The organism is Pantoea sp. GL120224-02 (genome assembly GCF_900215395.1).
Classification (GTDB): Bacteria; Pseudomonadota; Gammaproteobacteria; order Enterobacterales; family Enterobacteriaceae; genus Pantoea; species Pantoea communis.
This window is the reverse complement of sequence record NZ_OBEC01000001.1, coordinates 238,866-260,111: the sequence shown is the minus strand read 5'-3', so window position 1 is coordinate 260,111 and position 21,246 is coordinate 238,866. Positions and strand designations below refer to the sequence as shown.

General features: G+C 48.3%; 18 protein-coding genes. All 18 read right to left on the bottom strand.

Annotation, left to right across the window (positions count from 1 at the left end):
• Window positions 1–363 precede the first annotated feature (363 nt).
• Entirely contained in the window at window positions 364–1,773 is a 1,410-nt protein-coding gene (gene gndA, locus CRO33_RS01155) for an NADP-dependent phosphogluconate dehydrogenase (protein WP_097116663.1), read from the bottom strand.
• Window positions 1,774–1,903: 130 nt separating this feature from the next.
• Window positions 1,904–2,677 carry an ABC transporter ATP-binding protein gene (locus tag CRO33_RS01150; RefSeq protein WP_097116662.1) on the bottom strand — a complete coding sequence of 258 codons (774 nt, stop codon included), beginning with the start codon at window positions 2,675–2,677 and terminating at the stop codon, window positions 1,904–1,906.
• Between the two features lie 4 nt (window positions 2,678–2,681).
• The gene (locus CRO33_RS01145) at window positions 2,682–3,482 is read right to left on the bottom strand and encodes an ABC transporter permease (RefSeq protein ID WP_097116661.1); all 801 of its coding nucleotides are present in this window, start codon (window positions 3,480–3,482) and stop codon (window positions 2,682–2,684) included.
• Window positions 3,482–4,777, bottom strand: a complete 1,296-nt coding sequence (locus CRO33_RS01140) for a rhamnan synthesis F family protein (RefSeq protein ID WP_097116660.1) — start codon at window positions 4,775–4,777, stop codon at window positions 3,482–3,484. Before CRO33_RS01140 ends, CRO33_RS01145 begins: the two co-directional genes overlap by 1 nt.
• Before the next feature lie 17 nt (window positions 4,778–4,794).
• The gene (locus tag CRO33_RS01135) at window positions 4,795–5,700 is read right to left on the bottom strand and encodes a glycosyltransferase family 2 protein (RefSeq protein WP_176505710.1); all 906 of its coding nucleotides are present in this window, start codon (window positions 5,698–5,700) and stop codon (window positions 4,795–4,797) included.
• Between the two features lie 84 nt (window positions 5,701–5,784).
• On the bottom strand, window positions 5,785–6,333 hold the full coding sequence (rfbC, locus tag CRO33_RS01130) for a dTDP-4-dehydrorhamnose 3,5-epimerase (RefSeq protein WP_097116658.1): 549 nt from the start codon (window positions 6,331–6,333) through the stop codon (window positions 5,785–5,787).
• Window positions 6,333–7,214, bottom strand: a complete 882-nt coding sequence (rfbA, locus tag CRO33_RS01125; RefSeq protein WP_097116657.1) for a glucose-1-phosphate thymidylyltransferase RfbA — start codon at window positions 7,212–7,214, stop codon at window positions 6,333–6,335. The genes rfbC and rfbA overlap by 1 nt, the downstream gene beginning before the upstream one ends.
• Window positions 7,215–7,254: 40 nt before the next feature.
• On the bottom strand, window positions 7,255–8,142 hold the full coding sequence (rfbD, locus tag CRO33_RS01120) for a dTDP-4-dehydrorhamnose reductase (protein WP_097116656.1): 888 nt from the start codon (window positions 8,140–8,142) through the stop codon (window positions 7,255–7,257).
• Complete coding sequence (gene rfbB / locus CRO33_RS01115) at window positions 8,142–9,221, bottom strand: dTDP-glucose 4,6-dehydratase (RefSeq protein WP_097116655.1); 1,080 nt, start codon at window positions 9,219–9,221, stop codon at window positions 8,142–8,144. The genes rfbD and rfbB overlap by 1 nt, the downstream gene beginning before the upstream one ends.
• A 431-nt stretch (window positions 9,222–9,652) precedes the next feature.
• Window positions 9,653–10,666 (bottom strand): UDP-glucose 4-epimerase GalE, encoded by a 1,014-nt coding sequence (gene galE / locus CRO33_RS01110; RefSeq protein ID WP_097116654.1) that lies wholly within the window; start codon window positions 10,664–10,666, stop codon window positions 9,653–9,655.
• A gap of 44 nt (window positions 10,667–10,710) precedes the next feature.
• Window positions 10,711–11,604, bottom strand: coding sequence for a UTP--glucose-1-phosphate uridylyltransferase GalF (galF, locus tag CRO33_RS01105; RefSeq protein ID WP_097116653.1), 894 nt, complete (start codon window positions 11,602–11,604; stop codon window positions 10,711–10,713).
• 310 nt (window positions 11,605–11,914) lie between these two features.
• Window positions 11,915–13,255, bottom strand: coding sequence for an MOP flippase family protein (locus CRO33_RS01100; RefSeq protein WP_045832317.1), 1,341 nt, complete (start codon window positions 13,253–13,255; stop codon window positions 11,915–11,917).
• Complete coding sequence (locus CRO33_RS01095; protein ID WP_097116652.1) at window positions 13,252–14,475, bottom strand: glycosyltransferase; 1,224 nt, start codon at window positions 14,473–14,475, stop codon at window positions 13,252–13,254. Before CRO33_RS01095 ends, CRO33_RS01100 begins: the two co-directional genes overlap by 4 nt.
• 3 nt (window positions 14,476–14,478) lie before the next feature.
• On the bottom strand, window positions 14,479–15,741 hold the full coding sequence (gene wcaK, locus CRO33_RS01090; protein ID WP_097116651.1) for a colanic acid biosynthesis pyruvyl transferase WcaK: 1,263 nt from the start codon (window positions 15,739–15,741) through the stop codon (window positions 14,479–14,481).
• A gap of 197 nt (window positions 15,742–15,938) precedes the next feature.
• Entirely contained in the window at window positions 15,939–18,149 is a 2,211-nt protein-coding gene (locus CRO33_RS01085) for a phage tailspike protein (protein ID WP_034825254.1), read from the bottom strand.
• A gap of 179 nt (window positions 18,150–18,328) precedes the next feature.
• Complete coding sequence (locus tag CRO33_RS01080; RefSeq protein ID WP_097116650.1) at window positions 18,329–19,363, bottom strand: glycosyltransferase; 1,035 nt, start codon at window positions 19,361–19,363, stop codon at window positions 18,329–18,331.
• An 85-nt stretch (window positions 19,364–19,448) separates the two neighbouring features.
• On the bottom strand, window positions 19,449–20,201 hold the full coding sequence (locus tag CRO33_RS01075) for a glycosyltransferase family 2 protein (RefSeq protein WP_097116649.1): 753 nt from the start codon (window positions 20,199–20,201) through the stop codon (window positions 19,449–19,451).
• 72 nt (window positions 20,202–20,273) lie between these two features.
• Complete coding sequence (locus tag CRO33_RS01070; protein WP_097116648.1) at window positions 20,274–21,191, bottom strand: glycosyltransferase family 2 protein; 918 nt, start codon at window positions 21,189–21,191, stop codon at window positions 20,274–20,276.
• Between the last annotated feature and the right edge of the window lie 55 nt (window positions 21,192–21,246).

Sequence of the window (21,246 nt, the reverse complement as noted above, 5' to 3'; positions counted from 1 at the left end):
TTGAACCGCATCATTTAAAAATCTGCAATGTGGAAGATTGTCATTCTTATTCATTCCAAGTTGGTTTTAACGCATTTTTCAACCACTTGGTGAATGGAGCCTTAAATATTCTATTCAAAAAAGTATAATTTTCCACAAAGTATTTTCTAATGGGGCAACTTAAGTTATTGTTTTAAATCTGGTACATTCTTGCAGCACAAATATTTTAAGCTTACTTGCTATTTCAATCAAAAAATGGCGCTATTTGAGAACTTTTACAGAAATTAGTTTTTAAAAATAGTTTTTTGTCGTTAAAAAATCACAAAATTTTATCATGCTTAGGAAGAGATAAAAAAGGCTTCCTATGGAAGCCTTTTTTAATTTTTAATCCAACCACTCAGTGTGGAACACACCGTCTTTATCAATACGCTTATACGTATGCGCACCGAAGTAATCGCGTTGAGCCTGAATCAGGTTCGCAGGCAGAACTTCTGAACGATAACTGTCGTAGTAAGCAATTGCGGCAGAGAAGGTCGGCGTTGGGATACCATTCTGAATCGCGTAGGAAACTACATCACGCAACGCTTGCTGGTATTCATCAGCGATATTCTTGAAGTATGGGTCAAGCAGCAGGTTAGCGATGTTTGCGTCTTTAGCGTAAGCATCAGTAATTTTCTGCAGGAACTGTGCACGGATGATACAGCCAGCACGGAAGATTTTAGCAATCTCGCCGTAGTGCAGATCCCAATTGTTTTCTTCAGAAGCAGCGCGCAGTTGTGAGAAGCCCTGTGCATAAGAGACGATTTTGCCCAGATACAATGCACGACGTACTTTCTCAACGAACTCAGCTTTGTCGCCAGTGAACGCTTTTGCCTGAGGGCCGCTCAGCACTTTAGAAGCCGCAACACGCTGTGACTTCAGAGAAGAGAGATAACGAGCAAATACTGATTCAGTGATCAGTGACAGTGGTTCACCCAGATCCAACGAGCTCTGGCTCGTCCACTTACCAGTGCCTTTGTTTGCCGCTTCGTCAAGAATCACATCAACCAGATATTTACCTTCCTCATCTTTCTTAGTGAAGATATCTTTAGTGATGTCGATCAGGTAGCTGCTTAGCTCACCGTTGTTCCAGTCAGTGAAGGTCTTAGCGAGTTCTTCATTGTCCAAACCCAACGCGCCTTTTAACAGAGCATAGGCCTCTGCGATCAGCTGCATGTCACCATATTCGATGCCATTGTGCACCATCTTCACATAGTGGCCTGCACCGTTTGGACCGATATAAGCAACGCACGCCTCGCCATCATCAGCACGAGCAGCAATCTTATCCAGAATAGGTGCAACCAGTTCGTATGCTTCCTTCTGGCCACCAGGCATAATTGAAGGGCCTTTTAATGCACCCTCTTCGCCACCGGAAACACCAGTACCGATAAAGTTGAAACCTTGATCAGACAATTCTTTGTTACGACGGATAGTGTCCTTGTAGAAGGTGTTGCCACCATCAATCAGGATGTCACCCTTGTCCAAATGCGGGGTAAGAGAAGCGATAGTCTTATCAGTAGCCTCGCCAGCCTGCACCATTAGCAGAATACGGCGCGGTTTTTCGAGGGATTCAACGAACTCTTCAACGGTGTAGAAAGGGGCCAGTTTCTTACCCTGACTATCAGCGATGACTTCATCAGTCTTCTCACGTGAACGGTTGAAGATAGACACTGTGTAGCCGCGGCTCTCAATGTTTAGAGCCAAGTTACGGCCCATGACTGCCATACCGACAACACCGATTTGTTGCTTGGACATTATCTACTCCTGTCTGAAGTTACCATCACAAACTTAGATTTGTGATTAAAGTGGCAAATATGTTAACTCATCTGCCATCACTATAGGTAGTGAATGGTGCGATGCTTAAACACACAATAAAAGTGGATGATTACGCGTCGGTTAACAAATCGCCTCTTTGAATCTTCGATTTGAAATACAGCGGCAGTATCTCTTCGGGCGAGCCATCCATTTTCACTGTGCCATGTTCAAGCCAAAGAATTCTAGTGCAGGTCTTTCTTAACAATTCATTACTATGACTAGCCAGAATCAATATCTTGGTTGCATTAATAATATTGGTTAAGCGCGTTTCAGCTTTTTCTTTAAACCCTTCGTCACCAACAGATAACCACTCATCCATTAACAAAATTTCGGGTGTAAAAATGGTACTTACGCTAAAGCCTAAGCGCATTTGCATACCTGAAGAATAGGTACGCACCGGCATATCAATAAAATCGCCCAGGTCCGTGAAGTCGATAATTTCTTCGATTCGAGCATCAATCTCTTTCTTTTTAAGACCCAAAAGAGCACCGCGAATATAGATATTTTCTCTACCAGTGAATTCCTGGTTAATGCCCAATGAAATAGAAATTAATGAGCCGATGTCACCTTCAATTTGAGCAGTACCACTTGTTGGGTGGTAAACCTTACTAAACATACGAAGCAAGGTAGTTTTACCTGCACCGTTATGCCCGATCAACCCGACACGCTCGCCATCTTTAATCTCAAAATTAAGATTATTGAGTGCAGAAACGACGACTTTTCCATCATGCTGGCCTACTTTTCCACCAGTAGCAAAGTTAATGAAATTCTTTTTAATTGATCTTGCCTGTGCGTTGAATATTGGGAAATCAATGCCAACATTTTCAAACTTGATAATAGCCATAATATTAAACCCAATAAGGAACGCGGTATTTATATCTACTGGTCATTGCAATCGACAATGACAGCCCGACTATTGCCATAACAGTAGCAATAATGTAGCTGCTTGCCATCGGCATTTCACCCAATAACGGGCCTCGCACCAAATCAATTAGATGGTAAAGTGGGTTAAAATTCAGAAGCATGGCTGCTGAACTATGTGAAAGCAGTTTAGGCATCCAGATGATGGGTGTTAAATAGAAAATCACTTGCATGATACTCAGTACAATTTGTGTCATATCGCGGAAACGGGCACAAATCATTGAAAGAATCATTAACACCCAAGTCAAGTTCAATGCAAGTAGTAAAAATCCGGGTATAGCCAGAATAACCGTCCAACTTACATTCTTCTGGACCGCAAGCAGAACCAAAGGGAAGATAACAATATTGTGCAAGAATATAAGGAAGTTTTTCCAAATCACACGCATGACATGAACATGTAATGGCACAGGTAACTGTTTAATGATACCCTCAGAAGAAATAAGCGCATCACACCCTTCAGAAATACAACTTTGAATAAATGTCCATGTAATGAGGCCTAAGGTGAGATAAGGCAAAAACTCCTTAACATTAGTTTTGAAAAGATTACCAAACACTAATCCCATAGTAGTAATCATCACAGCCATGCTGATGGTTATCCAAAAAGGACCCATCTTTGACCGCTTGTATCGCATGCGGATGTCTTGTCCACCCATCACTTTCACAACATGAAAATTTCTTAATGCGGAAGTGAAGTCGTCCCACCCCACAGACTTCATATTATTAGCCATTACAAGATTCCAAATTGGTACGCCAGTCGATTCAATCCGACCAGGAACTTATCGCCACACAGACGCGCCAGGATAAGCGTCATAAACTCTTCTTTTTGTGATTCTTCAAGTTGGTCTCTTAACTTGATAATATCATTCATGTTGCATACACATCGGAACATGAGATCCAACTTTATAATTGGAAGCCCTACATGGTGCAAAGCAAGGCAGTTTATGTGGATTTGCGAACCTAAAGTAAACTCATCCAGATACAAAGAAATCAATCTTTGCTTAAATTGAGCGTTTAACTCCCCTTCTTTATGAGCATAACTTTTAAAAAAATTAACAGCTTCTAAATAATCTACCTTGCTAGATTCTAACTTACTATATTCATGCTCAGTAGCATGGTACTTGCTTAAGTCATTACTAGCAAAAGCAAGACTTTTAGCTCGTTTATTTGCCAGAATATATTTATTGTAATATGAAGAAAGAACTTCATCACCAGCTATTAATCCAGTAATCGATCTATTTCTCCAGGAACTCTCACCTTCTCGTCTATAATAGTAATAGCTTTCATATAATGCCTTGTCATTGCTTAATTTCCTTTCCATAAATGAAATGTTAAATAATGATTTAAAGCTTTGTTCAGAGCTTACTAGAGATTTAAGCAATCTGCTTAAGCCAAATTCTCCACGCTTGATTACCAAAGGCCTTACATTAGAAGCTTTATAATTAAACCAGAAGTTTTTAAATTTGACGTTACGTACAATTTTACCCGCAACCGAGATACAAAATGATCCCAGATGATGGGAATGCTGGCTATTTTCAGTAGCACCCAGCACTTCAACATCAGTGTTGAAGAGATTGTGGACGAACTCAGGAAGACCACGTTTTGAAAAGAATACGCTATCGTTGATAATTAGTAGACGTTCACACTTATCCTGAAAGCCCTTATCAAAGAAATACTTCATACCTGCTTTGTAACTACCAAAGTCTCGGCCGTAGTTATCACGCTCTATATATACATCCACTAGGTCTAATGGATAATTATGCTCTTCAAGCCGTAGCGTATTCACTGCAACGACGAATACATTGTTCCGTTTTGCTTCTTTAATTAACTCTAAGGTATCATTTCGAAGAGATGATTTCTCATAGAGAGCAAGAAGCATAACCTTACCACCGGTAAAGTCATTTTTAATTTTTACTTCAGCATACTTTTTTGTTTTGATGTCATCGCGGATGGACAGGACACCATAATATAAATAGATTACAATTTTCAGAAAAAATCTGATAATCATAAAAATAATACGTTTCATTTTTGCACCGTCGATGGTTAAACTAATTTTCTAAAGACATTCATAATGAAGAAAGCGCATGTCTCAATAAAACTCTGCCGATAAAATCCGCCAGTTATGAAATTGACAACTCTGGTCAACAGACCACTATTCAGAGCATTAAACCTCTCATAGTCTAGTTTAATTTCTGGTGGCATCTTCTCTTTAATGCACTCAAGTGTCATGCAGTTAGTTTTGCTCCAGGATTTAAACTCACCAGCAAAAAGTCGATTAAAGCGCGTGACTTTGGACATTATTCCAGTATTACTGCCGACTAGATTTTGATCATGTTGTCGGTAAAGTATATAGGGCTGATGATCATAAATTACAGTTCCATTCATTGCGCTACAAACGATATACATAATCCAATCGTGAGAAACAATTTTCAAATCCGATGGAAGTGTTTCAAAAAGCACCTTCAACTCCCGATTGAAAACCATAGTATTGCCACCCGCATAACTCTGTAAAAGCGCATTTCTAAATTGAAATAGTTTTAAGAAGCGAGGTGAAAAGCCAATGCTGTTTTCGTTAGAATCAATTAACTTAGTACGAGATCCGTAAAGTCTATACTTGTTCAATGAATTTGATTCAGATGTTAACTTCTTCACAGCAACTTCAAGTTTGTTTTCAATCCAGATATCGTCTTGGTCACAAAAAGCGTAAAATTCAGAGTTGATATCATTACGATTTAGTAGACTATAGAAATTTGCGGCAAACCCTTTTCCCGGACCTGTAAGCAAAATGACTTTATTGTCTGGAAATTGCTGAGCAAACTTCTCAATTAATTCACGTGTGCGATCCGTCGATCCATCATCCGAAACAATCAGTTTCCAGTCTTTATAAGTTTGAACAGCAATAGACTGTAATTGCTGTTCTAAATATTTCTCGCCATTATAAGTACCCATTAAGATACTTATGGTTCCTTTATCGCTCATCATCATCAGCTACATAAAAAAGGATGAGTAACATCCTCATCCTTAGTTTAGGAATCAATCAAAGGTTACTGCTTGTGATAAGGGTGTTCCGTCTTTATCTTTCGCGGAAAGAGCAGGAATATCACCTTCAGAGATCGGCCAATTAATATTTAAATCTGAATCATTCCAAAGCAATGAATGCTCATGCTGCGGATTGTAATAATCGGTGCATTTGTAAACAAACTCAGCACTTTCCGACGTCACATAAAAACCATGAGCGAACCCTTCAGGCACCCATAGCTGACGCTTGTTTTCAGCCGAAAGGTACACACCTACCCATTTTCCAAAGGTAGGCGATGACTTTCTCATATCCACTGCGACATCGTAGACTTCGCCTGAAACTACACGAACAAGTTTACCTTGGGTGTTGACTGTCTGATAATGCAAACCACGCAGGATACCCTTAGAGGATTTTGAATGGTTGTCCTGAACAAACGTACGCGGAGAAACCTGTTCTTCAAATTTCTTTTGCTGCCAGGTTTCCATAAAGAAACCGCGCTCGTCGCCGAACACCGATGGCTCAATTATTTTGACGTCAGGAATTTCAGTATCAATAATCTTCATTATAATTTTCCGTTGTATAACGCCATCAAATATTTGCCATAATCATTTTTCAGCAGAGGCTGCGCGAGTTCTTTCAACTTTTCTGCATCAATAAAGCCCATGCGATAAGCAATCTCTTCTGGGCAGGCCACTTTCAGTCCCTGGCGGGTCTCAATCGTCTGAATAAAGTTATTCGCTTCCATCAAGCTCTGATGCGTTCCGGTATCAAGCCACGCATGTCCACGCCCCATGATAGAGACAGAAAGTTTGCCCTTCTCAAGGTAAAGATTGTTGATATCAGTAATTTCCAGCTCACCACGGGGAGAGGGCTTGAGGTTCTTCGCCAGTTCAACAACGCTATTGTCATAGAAATAAAGGCCGGTCACTGCGTAGTTACTTTTAGGCTCAATGGGTTTCTCAACAAGAGAAATCGCTTTCCCGGTTTTATCGAACTCCACCACGCCATAACGCTCTGGATCATGCACATGATAAGCAAACACCGTTGCGCCCTGTTTCTTGTTTGAGGCCTCTTCCAATTGCTTATGCAGATCATGACCATAGAAGATATTGTCGCCAAGAATCAACGCGCAGTTATCATCACCGATGAACTCTTCACCCAGAATAAAGGCTTGGGCTAAACCATCCGGGCTTTCCTGGACTTTATATTGAATCTTCAAACCCCACTGAGAACCATCACCAAGCAGGCTTTCAAAACGTGGCGTATCTTGCGGGGTGCTGATGATCAGGATATCGCGTATCCCCGCCAGCATCAGCGTGCTCAGCGGGTAGTAGATCATCGGTTTATCATAGATAGGCAATAACTGCTTACTCACTGCCATCGTTACTGGGTAGAGGCGTGTTCCTGACCCGCCAGCAAGGATGATTCCTTTTTTACTCGTCACAACGTTATCCTTCAATTTGTTAATCTGACTCTAACAACACTCAGTGATAAATTTCATCCAACATACGAATAACCCCAACCTTCCATTCAGGGAGGGTTAGATTAAATGCAGTCGTGAATTTGCTGGTGTTCAGTCTGGAATTTAGTGGGCGTTTAGCTGGCGTCGGAAAAGCGCTAGTATCAACGGTGTTAATGGCTGTGGCTTTGATCGGTAGGCCCTTTCCACGCACATGCGCAATGACTAAGTCTGCATAGGCATGCCATGTGGTAACACCCGAAGCAATCAGGTTGTAGATTCCGCTCTTTTCGGGTTCAGCCAATGTGGTTCTGATTGCGTGCGCTGTGCAATCTGCGATCAATTCAGCACCCGTTGGTGCGCCGAATTGGTCATTAATCACCGACAAGCTTTCGCGCTCTTGCGCCAGGCGGATCATGGTCTTGGCGAAATTATTGCCTTTGGCAGCATAAACCCAACTGGTGCGGAAAATGAGATAGTTTGGGGCGTGCTTAACAATCGCCTCTTCGCCCTGACGTTTGGTTTTGCCATAAGCATTGAGCGGAGATGTCTTATCATCTTCGCTCCACGGGCGTTCACCGCTGCCATCAAAGACGTAGTCGGTCGAGTAGTGAACCAATAGAGCGTTTACATCACGCGCTGCAATCGCCAGCGCTTCAACACTTGCGGCATTGATCAGCTCAGCATTCTGTAGATCGCTCTCGGCTTTGTCCACCGCGGTATAAGCGGCAGCATTGACGATCACATCAGGCTTGATATCGCGCACTGAATTCGTGATACCCTCTGGATTAGTCAAGTCACCACAGAAGTCCACGGAGTAGCGGTCTAGCGCAATGACATCACCCAAAGGTGCCAATGCGCGTTGGAGTTCCCAACCCACCTGACCATTTTTACCCAATAGCAAAATTTTCATTAGCTACGTTTCTCGTAGTTTTGTTCAATCCAATTCTGATAGGCACCGCTTTTAACGTGCTCAACCCACTCATGGTTGTCGAGATACCACTGAACGGTTTTGCGAAGGCCAGTTTCGAAGCTTTCCTGCGGTGTCCATCCTAAATCTTTTTCAATCTTCGCTGCGTCAATCGCGTAACGGCGATCGTGACCAGGGCGGTCAGCAACATAGGTGATTTGTTGAGCATACGGCGTATCTTTCGGACGCAATTCGTCCAGTAATTCACAAACTGTGTGAACCACTTCGAGATTCTGCTTCTCATTATGGCCACCGATATTATAGGTGGTACCCGTTTTAGCCTTCGTCACCACGGTATACAGCGCACGTGCATGATCTTCGACATACAACCAGTCGCGAATTTGGTCGCCCTTGCCATAAATCGGTAAAGGTTTGCCTTCCAATGCGTTGCTGATAATCAGAGGAATGAGTTTTTCCGGGAAATGATACGGGCCGTAATTGTTGGAACAATTAGTGACCACCACTGGCAAACCGTAGGTACGTCCCCAGGCGCGAACCAGGTGGTCACTCGCAGCTTTGGTTGAAGAGTAAGGGCTGCTTGGCGCATATGGCGTTGACTCGGTGAACATCGGAAGCTCGCCTTCCATTTCATCCGGATGCGGCAAGTCACCATAGACTTCATCAGTTGAGATATGATGGAAGCGGAATGCGCTTTTACGATCTTCAGGCAATGCCATCCAGTACTGGCGGCTGGCTTCTAGCAAGGCGTAGGTGCCAACAACGTTAGTCTGCACAAATTCAGCAGGCCCGGTGATCGAGCGATCTACGTGACTCTCTGCAGCGAGATGCATAACCGCATCCGGCTGATGTTCTTCGAATACTTTAGACAAAGCAACGCCGTCGCAAATGTCGACATGACAGAAGGTATAACGGGAATTATCACTGACCGTTTTAAGCGATTCGAGGTTTCCCGCATAGGTCAGTTTATCGACGTTAATCACCTCATCACTGGTGTCATTGATAACATGACGGACCACAGCTGAGCCGATAAAACCTGCACCACCAGTAATTAAAATCTTCATGACGTTGGACTATTCCTGACATTGCGACCGTATCCCGGCCAGAGGAGAAATAAACACCCCACATTAGCAATGGACAAAGCTACCGCCCTTGGGTTGCAGCTCCCAACATGCTGATGTGTGTAATACCGATCTTTAAGCTTAGTGCGATTTAATCGAGCTGAGCACTATTTGCTTGAAATAATTTTAATTCTTCAGAGTTAATTAGAAAGAATTGATTATTTCGGAACTTGAATTTTACCACCGAGGTCATGTGAACACGAACGAAATGGCCTTTGGCATCAAGTGATGGTTCAATTATTAACCGATTGTGCGATGAGGTGTAAGAGGATCGTCTACCTGTGACCAAACTGAAGCAATCAGAAAGTGACGAAAAGCAGGAGTAAGTCAAATCAGACGCAAAAAAAGCGGACATCAAGTCCGCCTTCATCGTATTACTTAAACCCATCCGGGTTCTTACTCTGCCAGTTCCACGTGTCGCGCATCATCGCATCGATTCCACGCGTTACCCGCCAGTCCAGCTCGGTGTTCGCCAGACTTGCATCCGCCCAGAACGCCGGCAGATCGCCATCACGACGCGGCTTAAACTCAAACGGAATCGCCTTACCAGAAGCCTTCTCGAACGCTTTAATCATTTCCAGCACCGAGAACCCTACCCCGCCGCCAAGATTATACGCCTTGTAACCGGTGACTTTCGGCAGATGATCCAGCGCCTTCAGGTGGCCTTCGGCCAAATCCACTACGTGGATGTAGTCGCGCTGTGCGGTGCCGTCTGGCGTGTCGTAGTCATCACCAAACACGCCAAGCTTGTCCAGGCGACCAATCGCCACCTGCGCGATATATGGCAGCAGGTTGTTAGGGATGCCGGTTGGGTCTTCACCAATCTCGCCAGACTCATGCGCGCCAACCGGGTTAAAGTAGCGCAGCGCGATGGCTTTGAAATTCGGGTCAGCTTTAGCGAAGTCGCGCATCACGAATTCGATCATCAGCTTAGAGGTGCCGTACGGGCTGGTGGTGCCACCGATTGGCGTGGTTTCCACGTAAGGAACCGGTGCATCGGCGCCGTAGACGGTCGCTGAGGAGCTGAAGATAAAGTTCCACACGCCAGCAGCGCGCATCTCTTCCAGCAGTACCACGGTGCCTGCCACGTTGTTCTCGTAGTATTCCAGCGGCATGCGCGTGGATTCGCCGACGGCTTTCAACGCGGCGAAGTGAATCACTGCCGAGATATCGTTGGCGGCAAACAGGTCACGCAGGCAGGCGCGATCGCGGATGTCGCCTTCAACGAACACCGCTTTCTTGCCAGACAGCTTCTCCACGCGATTAATGGCTTCACGCGAAGCATTGCAAAGGTTATCCAGGACCACAACGTCGTCACCGCGCTCTAACAGCGCCAGCACCGTATGGGAGCCGATGTACCCTGCTCCGCCCGTTACCAAAATAGCCATGTGTACTCCTTTAAACCGCGCAAGCGGCGCGGCATGAGAATGGATTATTTCGCCAGAATTTTCTGGATAGCTTCGCGGAAATCACGACCCTGTGCGTTGTTACGCAGACCGTAAGAAACGAATGCCTGCATGTAGCCCATTTTTTTACCACAGTCGAAGCTGGTACCGGTCAGCAGTTGTGCATCAACCGGTTTCTTCTTGCTGAGTGATGCGATGGCATCGGTCAGCTGGATACGGCCCCATGCGCCCGGCTCAGTTTTTTCCAGCTCTTGCCAGATATCCGCAGACAGCACATAACGACCGACCGCAGTCAGGTCTGAATCCAGCTGGCCCGCTTCTGGTTTCTCAACGATGTTGGTGATAGTGCTGATGTCGCCTGGGTTATCGATCGGCTGTTCAGTGGTCAGAACACCGTATTCGGTCAGGTCTTCGCCCGGCATGTGTTTCGCCAGCACCTGTGAGTGACCGGTTTCTTCGAAACGAGCCACCATCGCCGCGAGGTTATAACGCAGGTGGTCAGCGGTTGAGTCATCCAGCAGCACATCTGGCAGTACCACCACGAACGGGTTATCCCCGATCATCGGGCGTGCACACAGCACAGAGTGGCCGAGACCCAGTGGGTTCGCCTGACGCACGTTCATGATGGTTACGCCAGGAGGACAGATTGATTGCACTTCGCTCAGCAGCTGACGTTTTACGCGTGCTTCAAGCAGCGCTTCCAGCTCATAGGTGGTGTCGAAGTGGTTTTCCACTGCATTTTTGGAAGCATGGGTGACCAGCACAATCTCCTTGATGCCCGCCGCTACGCACTCGTCAACGATGTATTGAATCATCGGTTTATCGACGATTGGCAGCATCTCTTTCGGGATAGCTTTTGTTGCAGGGAGCATATGCATACCGAGACCCGCAACCGGGATTACTGCTTTAAGCTTGGTCATATTTATTCCATTTCATGAAGTGAATAGGTGGGGTCGATTATGCAGGATCGGCCGGTGCAGCAAGTATAATCTTTATCTGAAAATCCGACACTAACTCTCTGTCACGACATCAAAAATCGCCAAAACGCCTGGCTGCCGCTTCGCCTGAGACACGGAAAATGAACCGGCTAAACTGCTGAAAAACAGTGGGAGATTGATGGAAAAAGCACTGGGGATAAGACCATTGATTTGCAGAATGGATGAGGGGTATTTTGGCGCGGGCACTCGCTCAAAGCTCATACCCGCGCTGATAGCGTCGTTATCCTAAAACTTACAGCCAGCCCTCAAACCATTCCGGCATCACGAACAGATTGAAGTGATTCACCAGCATCATCAGGCCGACAAACACCACCGACACCGAAACCCACTGGCGGGCATACGGCATAAAGCGGATACCAATCACCGGCTTGATAAAGAACGGATGGGCGAAAGCAGAAATCAGCACCTGCGAGATGGAGAGCGTCAACGCCACATACAGTACGTTCGGCCAGATGTAGGTTGTCGCCAGTACCACGACCACCACCAGACTCGCCACAATATTCCAGTAAAACTCGACGTTAGTCTTGCCGTTCGCCTGGGAAATCGCGCCGGTTAAGCCCCCCATCGGACGCAGCATGCCGAACAGCAGCATCAGCGGAATCAGATGGTAAACCTGCTCATGCGATGCGCCATACAGCACGCGTACGATGACCGGAGACAGAATGCCAATCGCCAGATACATCGCGCTGCTGAACAACATGATGACGAAGGTGCCTTTCAGGAACAGATTTTTCAGCTGCTCCGGATCGTGCTGCTTCTCGGCGAAACGCGGCAAGGCCAGACGGTTAATCACCGGCGATACCAGTTTCAGTGGCTGCAGAATCAACTCTTTTGCCAGCGAGTAGATCCCCAGCATCTCCGCGCCCATCACTTTACCCACAATCAACGCATCCGCCTGGGTACGCAGCTGGTTGATGGTCTGAGAACCGAGCTGATAAATGCCGTAACGCACCGCGCTGATGAAGGTCGCCCCTTCAAACTCCCACGTCGGGCGCCATGACTTCTCCCCGAAGTAGATCATGCACAGGATGCGCGTAAAGGCATTGATGAACAGCCCAAGGATGGCCGCCGCCACCGTGAGCGAAGTGAAGTAGAGCATCGCCACGGTACAGATGAACGCGAACAACTTGGTGGCCATCTCAATCTTCGCCAGCGTCACCATACGTTTGGATTTCACATAGTGCGCCTGATACTGCGACAGATGTCCCAGCACGAGGAAGTTGAGGCTGGTGAGCATGATCAGCCCGGTCAATTCAGGCAGGTGATAGAACCACGCCACCGGGAAGGCAATTGCCAGCATAATCAAGCCGGTACACAAGCTGAGTGAGACGTTGACCCAATAAATCGTACTCTGCTGGCGGCGGTTGATGTCCTGGCGATGCACGATGTAGCTGCTCATCCCCATATCCTGCAACACCGTTGCCACCGCCAGAATGGCGTTGATAATGGCTAATAAACCCAACTCATGCGCTTCCAGTTTTCGCGCCAGAACGCTGAGCTGTAACACCTGCAGCAATGCCGCGAAGCAGGTACTGCCAAACAGCCAGACGGCCTGTTTTTTTAATCCGCTCACACCATGCGCTCCAGAATTTTAGCCAGCTCGCCATAAGCGATGTGCTGATTGAACTCGGTTTCCACTTTGTGTCGCGCAGCAGCCACGACCGGCGCGACATCGACATCACCGCGTGACAGACTCAGCAGCGTGTCAGCCAACTCTTCGGCATCGTTTTCGGAGACCAGCCAGCCGCTGACGTTGTTCTGAATCAGCTCCGGGATGCCGCTGTGATAGGTCGAAACCACTGGCAGCCCCACCGCCATCGCTTCCATCAACGCCACCGGAATGCCTTCCATGTCGCCATCGGCTGCGGTTTTCGACGGTAGCAGGAAGATATCAGCATCATTCAACGCCTGACGAATCTCCTCCTGCGGCTTGAAACCAGGCATAGTGACAAAGGCTTCCAGTCCGGCACGCGCGATGTGTTCACGCATCATGCCGTCCTGCTCACCGTTGCCGATGATGGTGAACTCGAACTGCCCACCGTTGTTGCGCAGAATTTCGCTGGCTTTTACCGCCACGTCTAAGCCCTTTTTCTCGGTCAAACGCGCGACCGAAACAATTCGCAGCGGCTGATGAAACGCCTCACGCGGCCTGAAGTTAAACTTCTCAGGCTCGATGCCCATGCGCGTCACGTGCACCTTCTCGCGTGGACAACCCATCTCAATCAGCTTGTTCTCCCACAAATGGCTGATGGGTAACATCAACTCGCTCTGTTTGAACAGGTTGACGTAATCGAGCTTGTGCTCTTCGAGAATGTGACGGCGCGAAATATCCGCGCCGTGGAACACCGTCGCCTGCTTGCCTTTCAGCACGCCGAGCTCACGCAGTTTGTTGGCCAGCGCACCGGCATAACCAAAGTGCACCAGAAACACATCCGCGGTGAAGGTTTGCTTCGCGTTAGCAACAATCGCCGGCAGCAGCAGCTTTTTCGCCTGCTGGCCGTAGCGGCCGACGTTGAGTGATTTGATTAACGCCGGCTTCGCGATTTTCGGCAGCATCAAACCAATGCGCTGCGTCAGCTTATCGAGATTCGAAACTTTCTCTTCCGGCAGTAAATAGTGAGTTTTCGCCGCCAGATTGTAATCATCGAACGCGGCGTGGCGATTGATCATATCGCCCGGAAACACGGAGATGATCTCCACGTCATAGCCTGCATCGATGAAATGCGTTACCTGATTGAGGACAAACGTCTCAGAGGCAACCGGAAAACGCATGGTGAAAAAGGTCAGCTTCATCACTTACCCCAGCACGTTGAGAATTTCTGCCGTAATGCGGTTACCAATTTCACGCTCCTGCGCCACCGCGGTGTCCACTTTGCGTTTCACGTTGTCGTAGTCCGCCAGTACGGTTTGTACTTTATCGATCAGCGAACCATCCATCAGGCTCTGCACGTCGGTGGCCATCTGCGGCAATCCAAGCTGTTTCATCACGCCGAGCGATTTGTGCTCATAGTTGATGGCCACGGCTGGGGTACCGAAGTTCATGGAAATGATGGCGGAGTGCAGGCGGGTGCCAATAGTCAGGTGACAATGGCTTAGCAGGATGCCGAGTTCGAGGTCGTTGAACTCGTCCATGATGACATGGTAATGATCGGGATTATCGACGTGATCACGCAGCGTCAGCGCGACCATGCGGTCGTCTTTGGCGTAGCTGTCGATGCCGGTACAGGTAGAGAAAGCCACCACCTGATAGCCTTCAGCAATCATCGCATTGATGACTTTCCCAAAGGCCGCTTCGTACTCTTTCTGCGTCACGCCGAGACGTTTATCGAACGGTGCCAGTTCACGCACGGTGATGGCGATGGTTTTACGCGCGCTGATGATGTTTTTCCAGTGCAGCAGGTTGTGGCTCGGATTCTCCACATCGCGTGCTTTCACCAGGAAGGCGGTATCGACGCCCTTCTTCACGCGGCTGGTGGTGACGCCGTCTTGTTTCAGGCGATCGAAGCTGACCTCTTCACGCAGCACCAGGCTATCGACGCGATCAAACACGAAATTGGCCAGCGCATTCACGCGGGGGTTCTCAAAGGGTCCCACGGAGTGACCGACCATGTGCAGCGGCTTTTTCGCCATCAATGCACAGAGCGCGTGGTCAAACTGCGTCACACCATAAAGATCGACGAAGAACGAACCGCCCACCTGAATGATGGCGTCATACTGTTCCAGACTTTTGGTGAACTGCGCCAGATGTGGCGGCACAGAGAACGATTTGTACAGGCCACCCTTGCCCAGATGCGCCATCATGATTTCGGGCATCAGGCGGTTGGCCACTTTACGTTTAACGCTGCCCACCAGCCCTTTCGCTGATTTGCTGTTATGCAGAAACAAGGAATCCTGCTGGATATCCTGTTGCAATAAGTACCCGGAGCTTGTTGGATAACGACTGATCACATCAATATCGAGGTCGCCACGCGCAGACTGCAAAGAGTCGATCAGTCCACGTAAAATCGCGCCATCCCCACGATTTCCACAGGTATGGTTTCCCACCAATAAAATCTTCATAAACACTCCAGAAAAATTTTTTTAATTTTTTACAAGCCACGTCATTTCCTGCACGGGCAAAGTGAACTCTGTGTTAAAAAACTGCAATGGGAACAATGCCCAAAATAGAAAATCTGTCCTCAAACGGGCGACCTGCAGGCCGCTCCCAACCTTTCCCGGAGAGGGCGCAAACGGCTGCGCCCTCTCCGGTTACTGCATTACGACTTCACCGCAAAATAGGGTAACGCCACCTGTTCGCCGTTAATCACCACCGAGACAAATCCTTTCGGCTCACGCGTATCTACCTGCTCCGGTTTCAGCGCGCGCGAGGCCAGCAGCAGATCGCCCTGCTCGTTACCGCCTATACCCGCTTTACCGTTGTGCAGACTGAAGCGCTGCGGTGCTTGCTGGCTGCCGCTGGCAGGACTGCCCTGCGCCATGGTGGCATCCACACGCGCACAGCGTCCGGTAAGGAAGCGGTCCTTGGCGGTGCTTTTAATCAAAATAGCGGTGGTGGGTGTCCAACCAGCCAGCTTGACGAACACTTTCGTGTCCGTCTCTGAGCGCGGTTCAAAGCGGACATCCACCACGGGTGAACTGCCTTCGGCAGACCAGCTGGCTTCCGCATTTTTGGTTTTGCGTTGCAGATGAATAACCGCACGACCGCCGGTGCCTTTACCATCAATGACGTTCATTAAGGGCTGATTTGCCGTGCCATTATTGAATTGCGATTGACCAAACACCTCGATCTCCCAGCTGTCTCCCACCGTAGGTGAGTAGAAGTTGCCGAGTTCAAACCAGGTTTCCTGGTTGGTGTTATTCGCCAGGCGGAAGCGTGAGGTGATGTAGTTGTATTTCAGGCTGCCATCGATGGCGACACCGTAAGATTCCACGCGCGTGGATCCCATCTCCCAGATGTTGAGCCAACGCTCGCCTTCCATCGAGTTGTCGATCCAACTCCCCGCCTGCAGGTTGGTCTGGCGCATGTTCAGTCGCGAGTTGTGCGCAATCAGCGGATTTTTACAGTCTTCAATGCTGAGCGCATCGATAATCCACTGCCCATTGGAAATGTCACCGGGAAACTCACTGTGCTCGATCCAGCCGTTATGAATGATCGACTGGCTGCAACGTGGCAGATTCAACACCTTACCGCCTTTACAGTGCTGAGCGTTGAAGTTGGAGAGTTCAATCGCCGTGCTGTGATCCCAGGCGCCAGCCTTTTGGCCCGACCAACTGGCTTTGATCACATCACCGGTACAGGCATTGGCGTACCACTGGTCGATTTTACAATCCAGCGTATCCAGTAAGCTCAACGACACTCCGCCAACCTGATTGAGTCGCAAGCAGGCACCACGGAAAAATTGCCCGCCGGGACACGTGTTGCGGAACAGCCCCTGCTTATTCGGTCGCTTGTCGTTTTGACCGTTGAAAATCAGATTGGAGATTTCAGTCCAACGCGCGTTCACCTGGAACAGGAATTCAGAGCGACCGTCTGAAGTCAGCGTGGTCGCCGGGAAATAGCCAAAATTGACCATCGCGCCGGAGATACGGAAGTAGCGTCGTTCTTCATTACCGAAATCGCACTCGGTGACGAAGAAATTGCCTGCCGGGAACTGCACACAGATCTGCTGATTGGCATCAATTGACCATTGATACATGGCTTTTATCGCCGGTGCGGCATCGGTTTTGGCATCGGCAATAGCGCCAAAATCGAACAGCGTCAGGCGGTTAAAATCTTCAACCACGCGACGCCAATAGAAGCCTTTACCACTGAAGATAACGCCGCCATCATCTTTGCCGTCACCAAAAGCGCCAACGAATTCCCCGCCGCCCACTTCTAAGCCTTCATGCCAACTTTTCAGCTTGATTTTGGCACCCGCGAACAGCGGACGCGTTTTCCTTAACTCCTCAACCGACGGGATTTCGCCAATCAGCTGATAGCCATTCGGCTGCGCCAGACGTTGACTAAAGTTACTCGGATTCGGTCGTGAAACATCTGCAATCGAAAACAGCGTATTCCCTTGATCGTCTTCCACCACCATGGAGTGAGCAGGATTGGCGATCAACGCTGCATTATCGTGAATGAATTGCGCGAAGTTGCCCTTATTTAGCGCAATAGGCTGGCTGATTTGTGACACTTTACCGCTGGCATCGCGCAGGAAGACTGGAATCTGATTGCCCGCTTTGCTGGCATCCTGACCGGCCTGCCCGATCCACAATTTGCCCTCAAAGTTCTGCCAAAACTGTGGTGGCATGGTGTAGACATTTTCTGGCGTTAAAATTGGTACATCGCCCTGCGGTACGCTGGACGGATCGACAGCTTTCAAAGCCGGTTGACCACTTTTTGCCGCATAGCTGGAAAATGCGCTCACTGAGAGCGCGGCAACAATGGAGGAGGCTGCAGTTTGCAAGACTTCTCTTCTTTTCATGCTTTCAATCCCGTGGTCATGGGGCTGCGTAACAGCCATAAATGTGATCCCGGAGGCATTTAGCCGTCATACTTCACGCCACAGGGGCGTTGGCTGCCTGCCTTCGCCCCTGTCACTTACTCAAGTAAGCTCACGGGGACTCAAGCATTTGCCGCCTTCCTGCGGCATGAATTATTTGGCTAAACCAGGGCTAGCCAGCTTTGTTTGATCTGGTTACCGTCAAACTTCAGCGCAGTTTCTTTGGTTTTTTCGCTCATGGCGTAAAACAGGCTATCGTCACTGGCCAGCTGTTCCATGCGCGCCAGGAACGTTGATTTGTCATTCATCGGCACCAGGAACCCATCTTCACCGTGATTGATAATCTCCTGCGGGCCGGTTGGGCAGTCATAAGCCACCACCGGCAATGACCAGGATTTCGCTTCGAGCAGCACCAGTGGCAAGCCCTCATAACGCGAGGTCATCAGCGCCATGTCGCTGTCACGGTAGTAATCGTTGATGTTGCTGACTTTGCCGACGAAGTTAACGCTATGGGTAATGCCCAACGCCGCAGCCTGATCGTGCAGTTGTTGACGCAGTTCGCCGTCACCCGCGATCACCAGCTTCCATTCAGGATGGGTTTTACTGAAGTCGGCCCAGATATCCAGCAGCAGGTCGAAGCCTTTTTGATTATCGAGACGACCGACCGCCAGCGCCTGACGGCTGCGGGTCTGACGTTGAAACGCCTTGTACACCACCGGATTGGGGATCTGCTTGCTGGCGATATTCCAGCGGCTGAACACCTGATGATCTTTGTCCGTCAGCACGATGACCTGGTCGTAATAGCGCAGCAGCATCCACTTCAGCGCTTTGATCGGCTTGCTGAAGGAGTTAATCGCGATGTGTTCACAGGCGTAGGCTTTAAAGCGTTTTTTCTTCATCGCCATCAGGTTCCAGAAGGCGAACATCACGCTCAGGCGGCCCATGCTGATCAGAAATACGCTGTCGAAGCCTTCCTGATGAATGCGCGCCACGGCGCTTTTAATCGGGTTGCTGTGCCCTTCAAAGCTGACAATTTCTTTTACGCGGTCGAACGGATAAAAGGTTTTGCCGTGTCCTTCCAGCGAATAAATGGTGACGGCGTGCTGCTCACCTAGGCACTCCGACATGAAGTTGCAGATGTTCTCGGTGCCCGCGTAGGAGTAGGCATCTTTAATCACTAAAACAATCTTTTTCATGAAACGCTTTCCACCTCAAAATTTGAAATTAAGGCCCAATTCCTTCGCGCTGCTAGCGCTGTAGCAGCGTGAAAAATAGCGGGTCTTAACGATGCTTCAGGGTGAAGAGAACGCCGTTCACCATATACCAGCCGTAATAGTAATAGATTTTTAACGGATTGTTTTTATAGATAATTCTTAATAATTCGAGGTGCCATTTCGCCGCTTTATTCTTATTGCGCGAGAGTGAGTCGCCCAGCTCGTAATAGTTGACCAGCGTCTTCTGGATCACCCGAGCTTGCTTGTAGCGGAGGAACAGTTCGTAGAGGAACAGGAAATCTTCATGCCCTTTACGCTGGAAGAAGATGCCCTGAGGGGGACGGCGGAAACACACGGAAGAGAAGCAGACGCGATACTGCTTCTTCACGAAGTTTTCCTGCTGCAGATAGGGTTTGCTGTAGAGAATATCGTGGTCGGCGGTTTTGGTTTTGTAGTGATAATGCGTGATGACAAAGTCATCGCCTGCCGCAATTGCCGCAGTCTGCTCGGCGAGTTTATCAGTGTGCCACTCGTCGTCGCTGTCGAGGAAAGCAATAATCTCCTCTTTCGCCGCGCGCAGGCCAACGTTACGCGTTTCCGCCGCACCGAGGTTGACTTCATTGTTAAGAATGGTGATGCGCGCATCAGTGCAGTGTTCGCGTACATAGGCCAGCGAATCATCGGTGGACTGATCATTTATTAAATAAAGATGCCAGTCGCTATAGGTCTGATTGACGATCGACTCTACCGCACGCAATACCGTTTTACGCGCGTTATACATCGGCATCACGATACCGACGGTGCCAACATGATTTGTCATTTGTATACCCGGAGTGTCAGGAACCAAAAAATTGCCCCCGGTGTGGGAGCAAGTGAAATTCTTTAAAATGAATCAGGAAACGGCTCGCCCGCCAGAGAAGCGCGATTTCACCTTATCGAGCAGGCGATTCATGAAGTAAGCGCGATTGTCACGGTTGGTCAGGAAGAAATAGCGCGCGAAACTAACGCTGGCTAACAGCGATTTGCCGTCCATCTTGTAACGCAGCGGCAGCTTGAACGCCTTATAGGTATGGACGTCACGTGCCGTGAGGTGCGGCTTCATGGTGTCCAGCCAGAAGAAGGAGTACTTCACCGACTCGCCTTTGTGTTTGGAACCAAATTTGGTCACCAGGTGGTAGGTGGCGAGCGGCTTATCAATCATCACAAACTCATAGCCCATGCGGTCAGCACGGATGCAGAAATCATAATCCTGATGGCGAATATAACGCGCATCAAAACGGATTTTATCGGCATCTTCGCGCTTCAACACAATGGTGCTGGTTTGAATAAAGCCGTAACAGCCAAACAGATATTCAGCGATGGTTTCATTCTTGCCCGGCGCCTGCATCGGCATTACTTTCAGGAATCTACCGTCCTGATGAATGTTTACCTGGCTGAAAATCAGATAGTTCGACTTACCCTGTGCTTTAAGTCTGGTGATGGTGTCATACACGGTGAGCAGCTTATCAACGCCCCACTCATCATCTGCATCGAGGAAGCTGATGAAATCACCCTCAGCCAGTTCGATACCTTTGTTACGAGCGCCGGCACCGTTGAGTTTCACCTGAGACAGCTCAAGTTTGATGTCCAGATCCTGATAACGCTCACTGCGCACCACCTGTGCCAGCTCAGCGGCATCAGCCGATTTGTCATCCACAATGATGACTTCAAAATTGCGATAGGTTTGCGCTTTGACGCAATCCAGCGTCGTTACAATCGACTTCGACGCGTTATACGCGGGAATTACAATTGAGAAACGAATATCCTGCATTGCCAGTACCTCTAAAAACTTCTGGTTAACAGTAATACGAATATTAAGCGAAGGT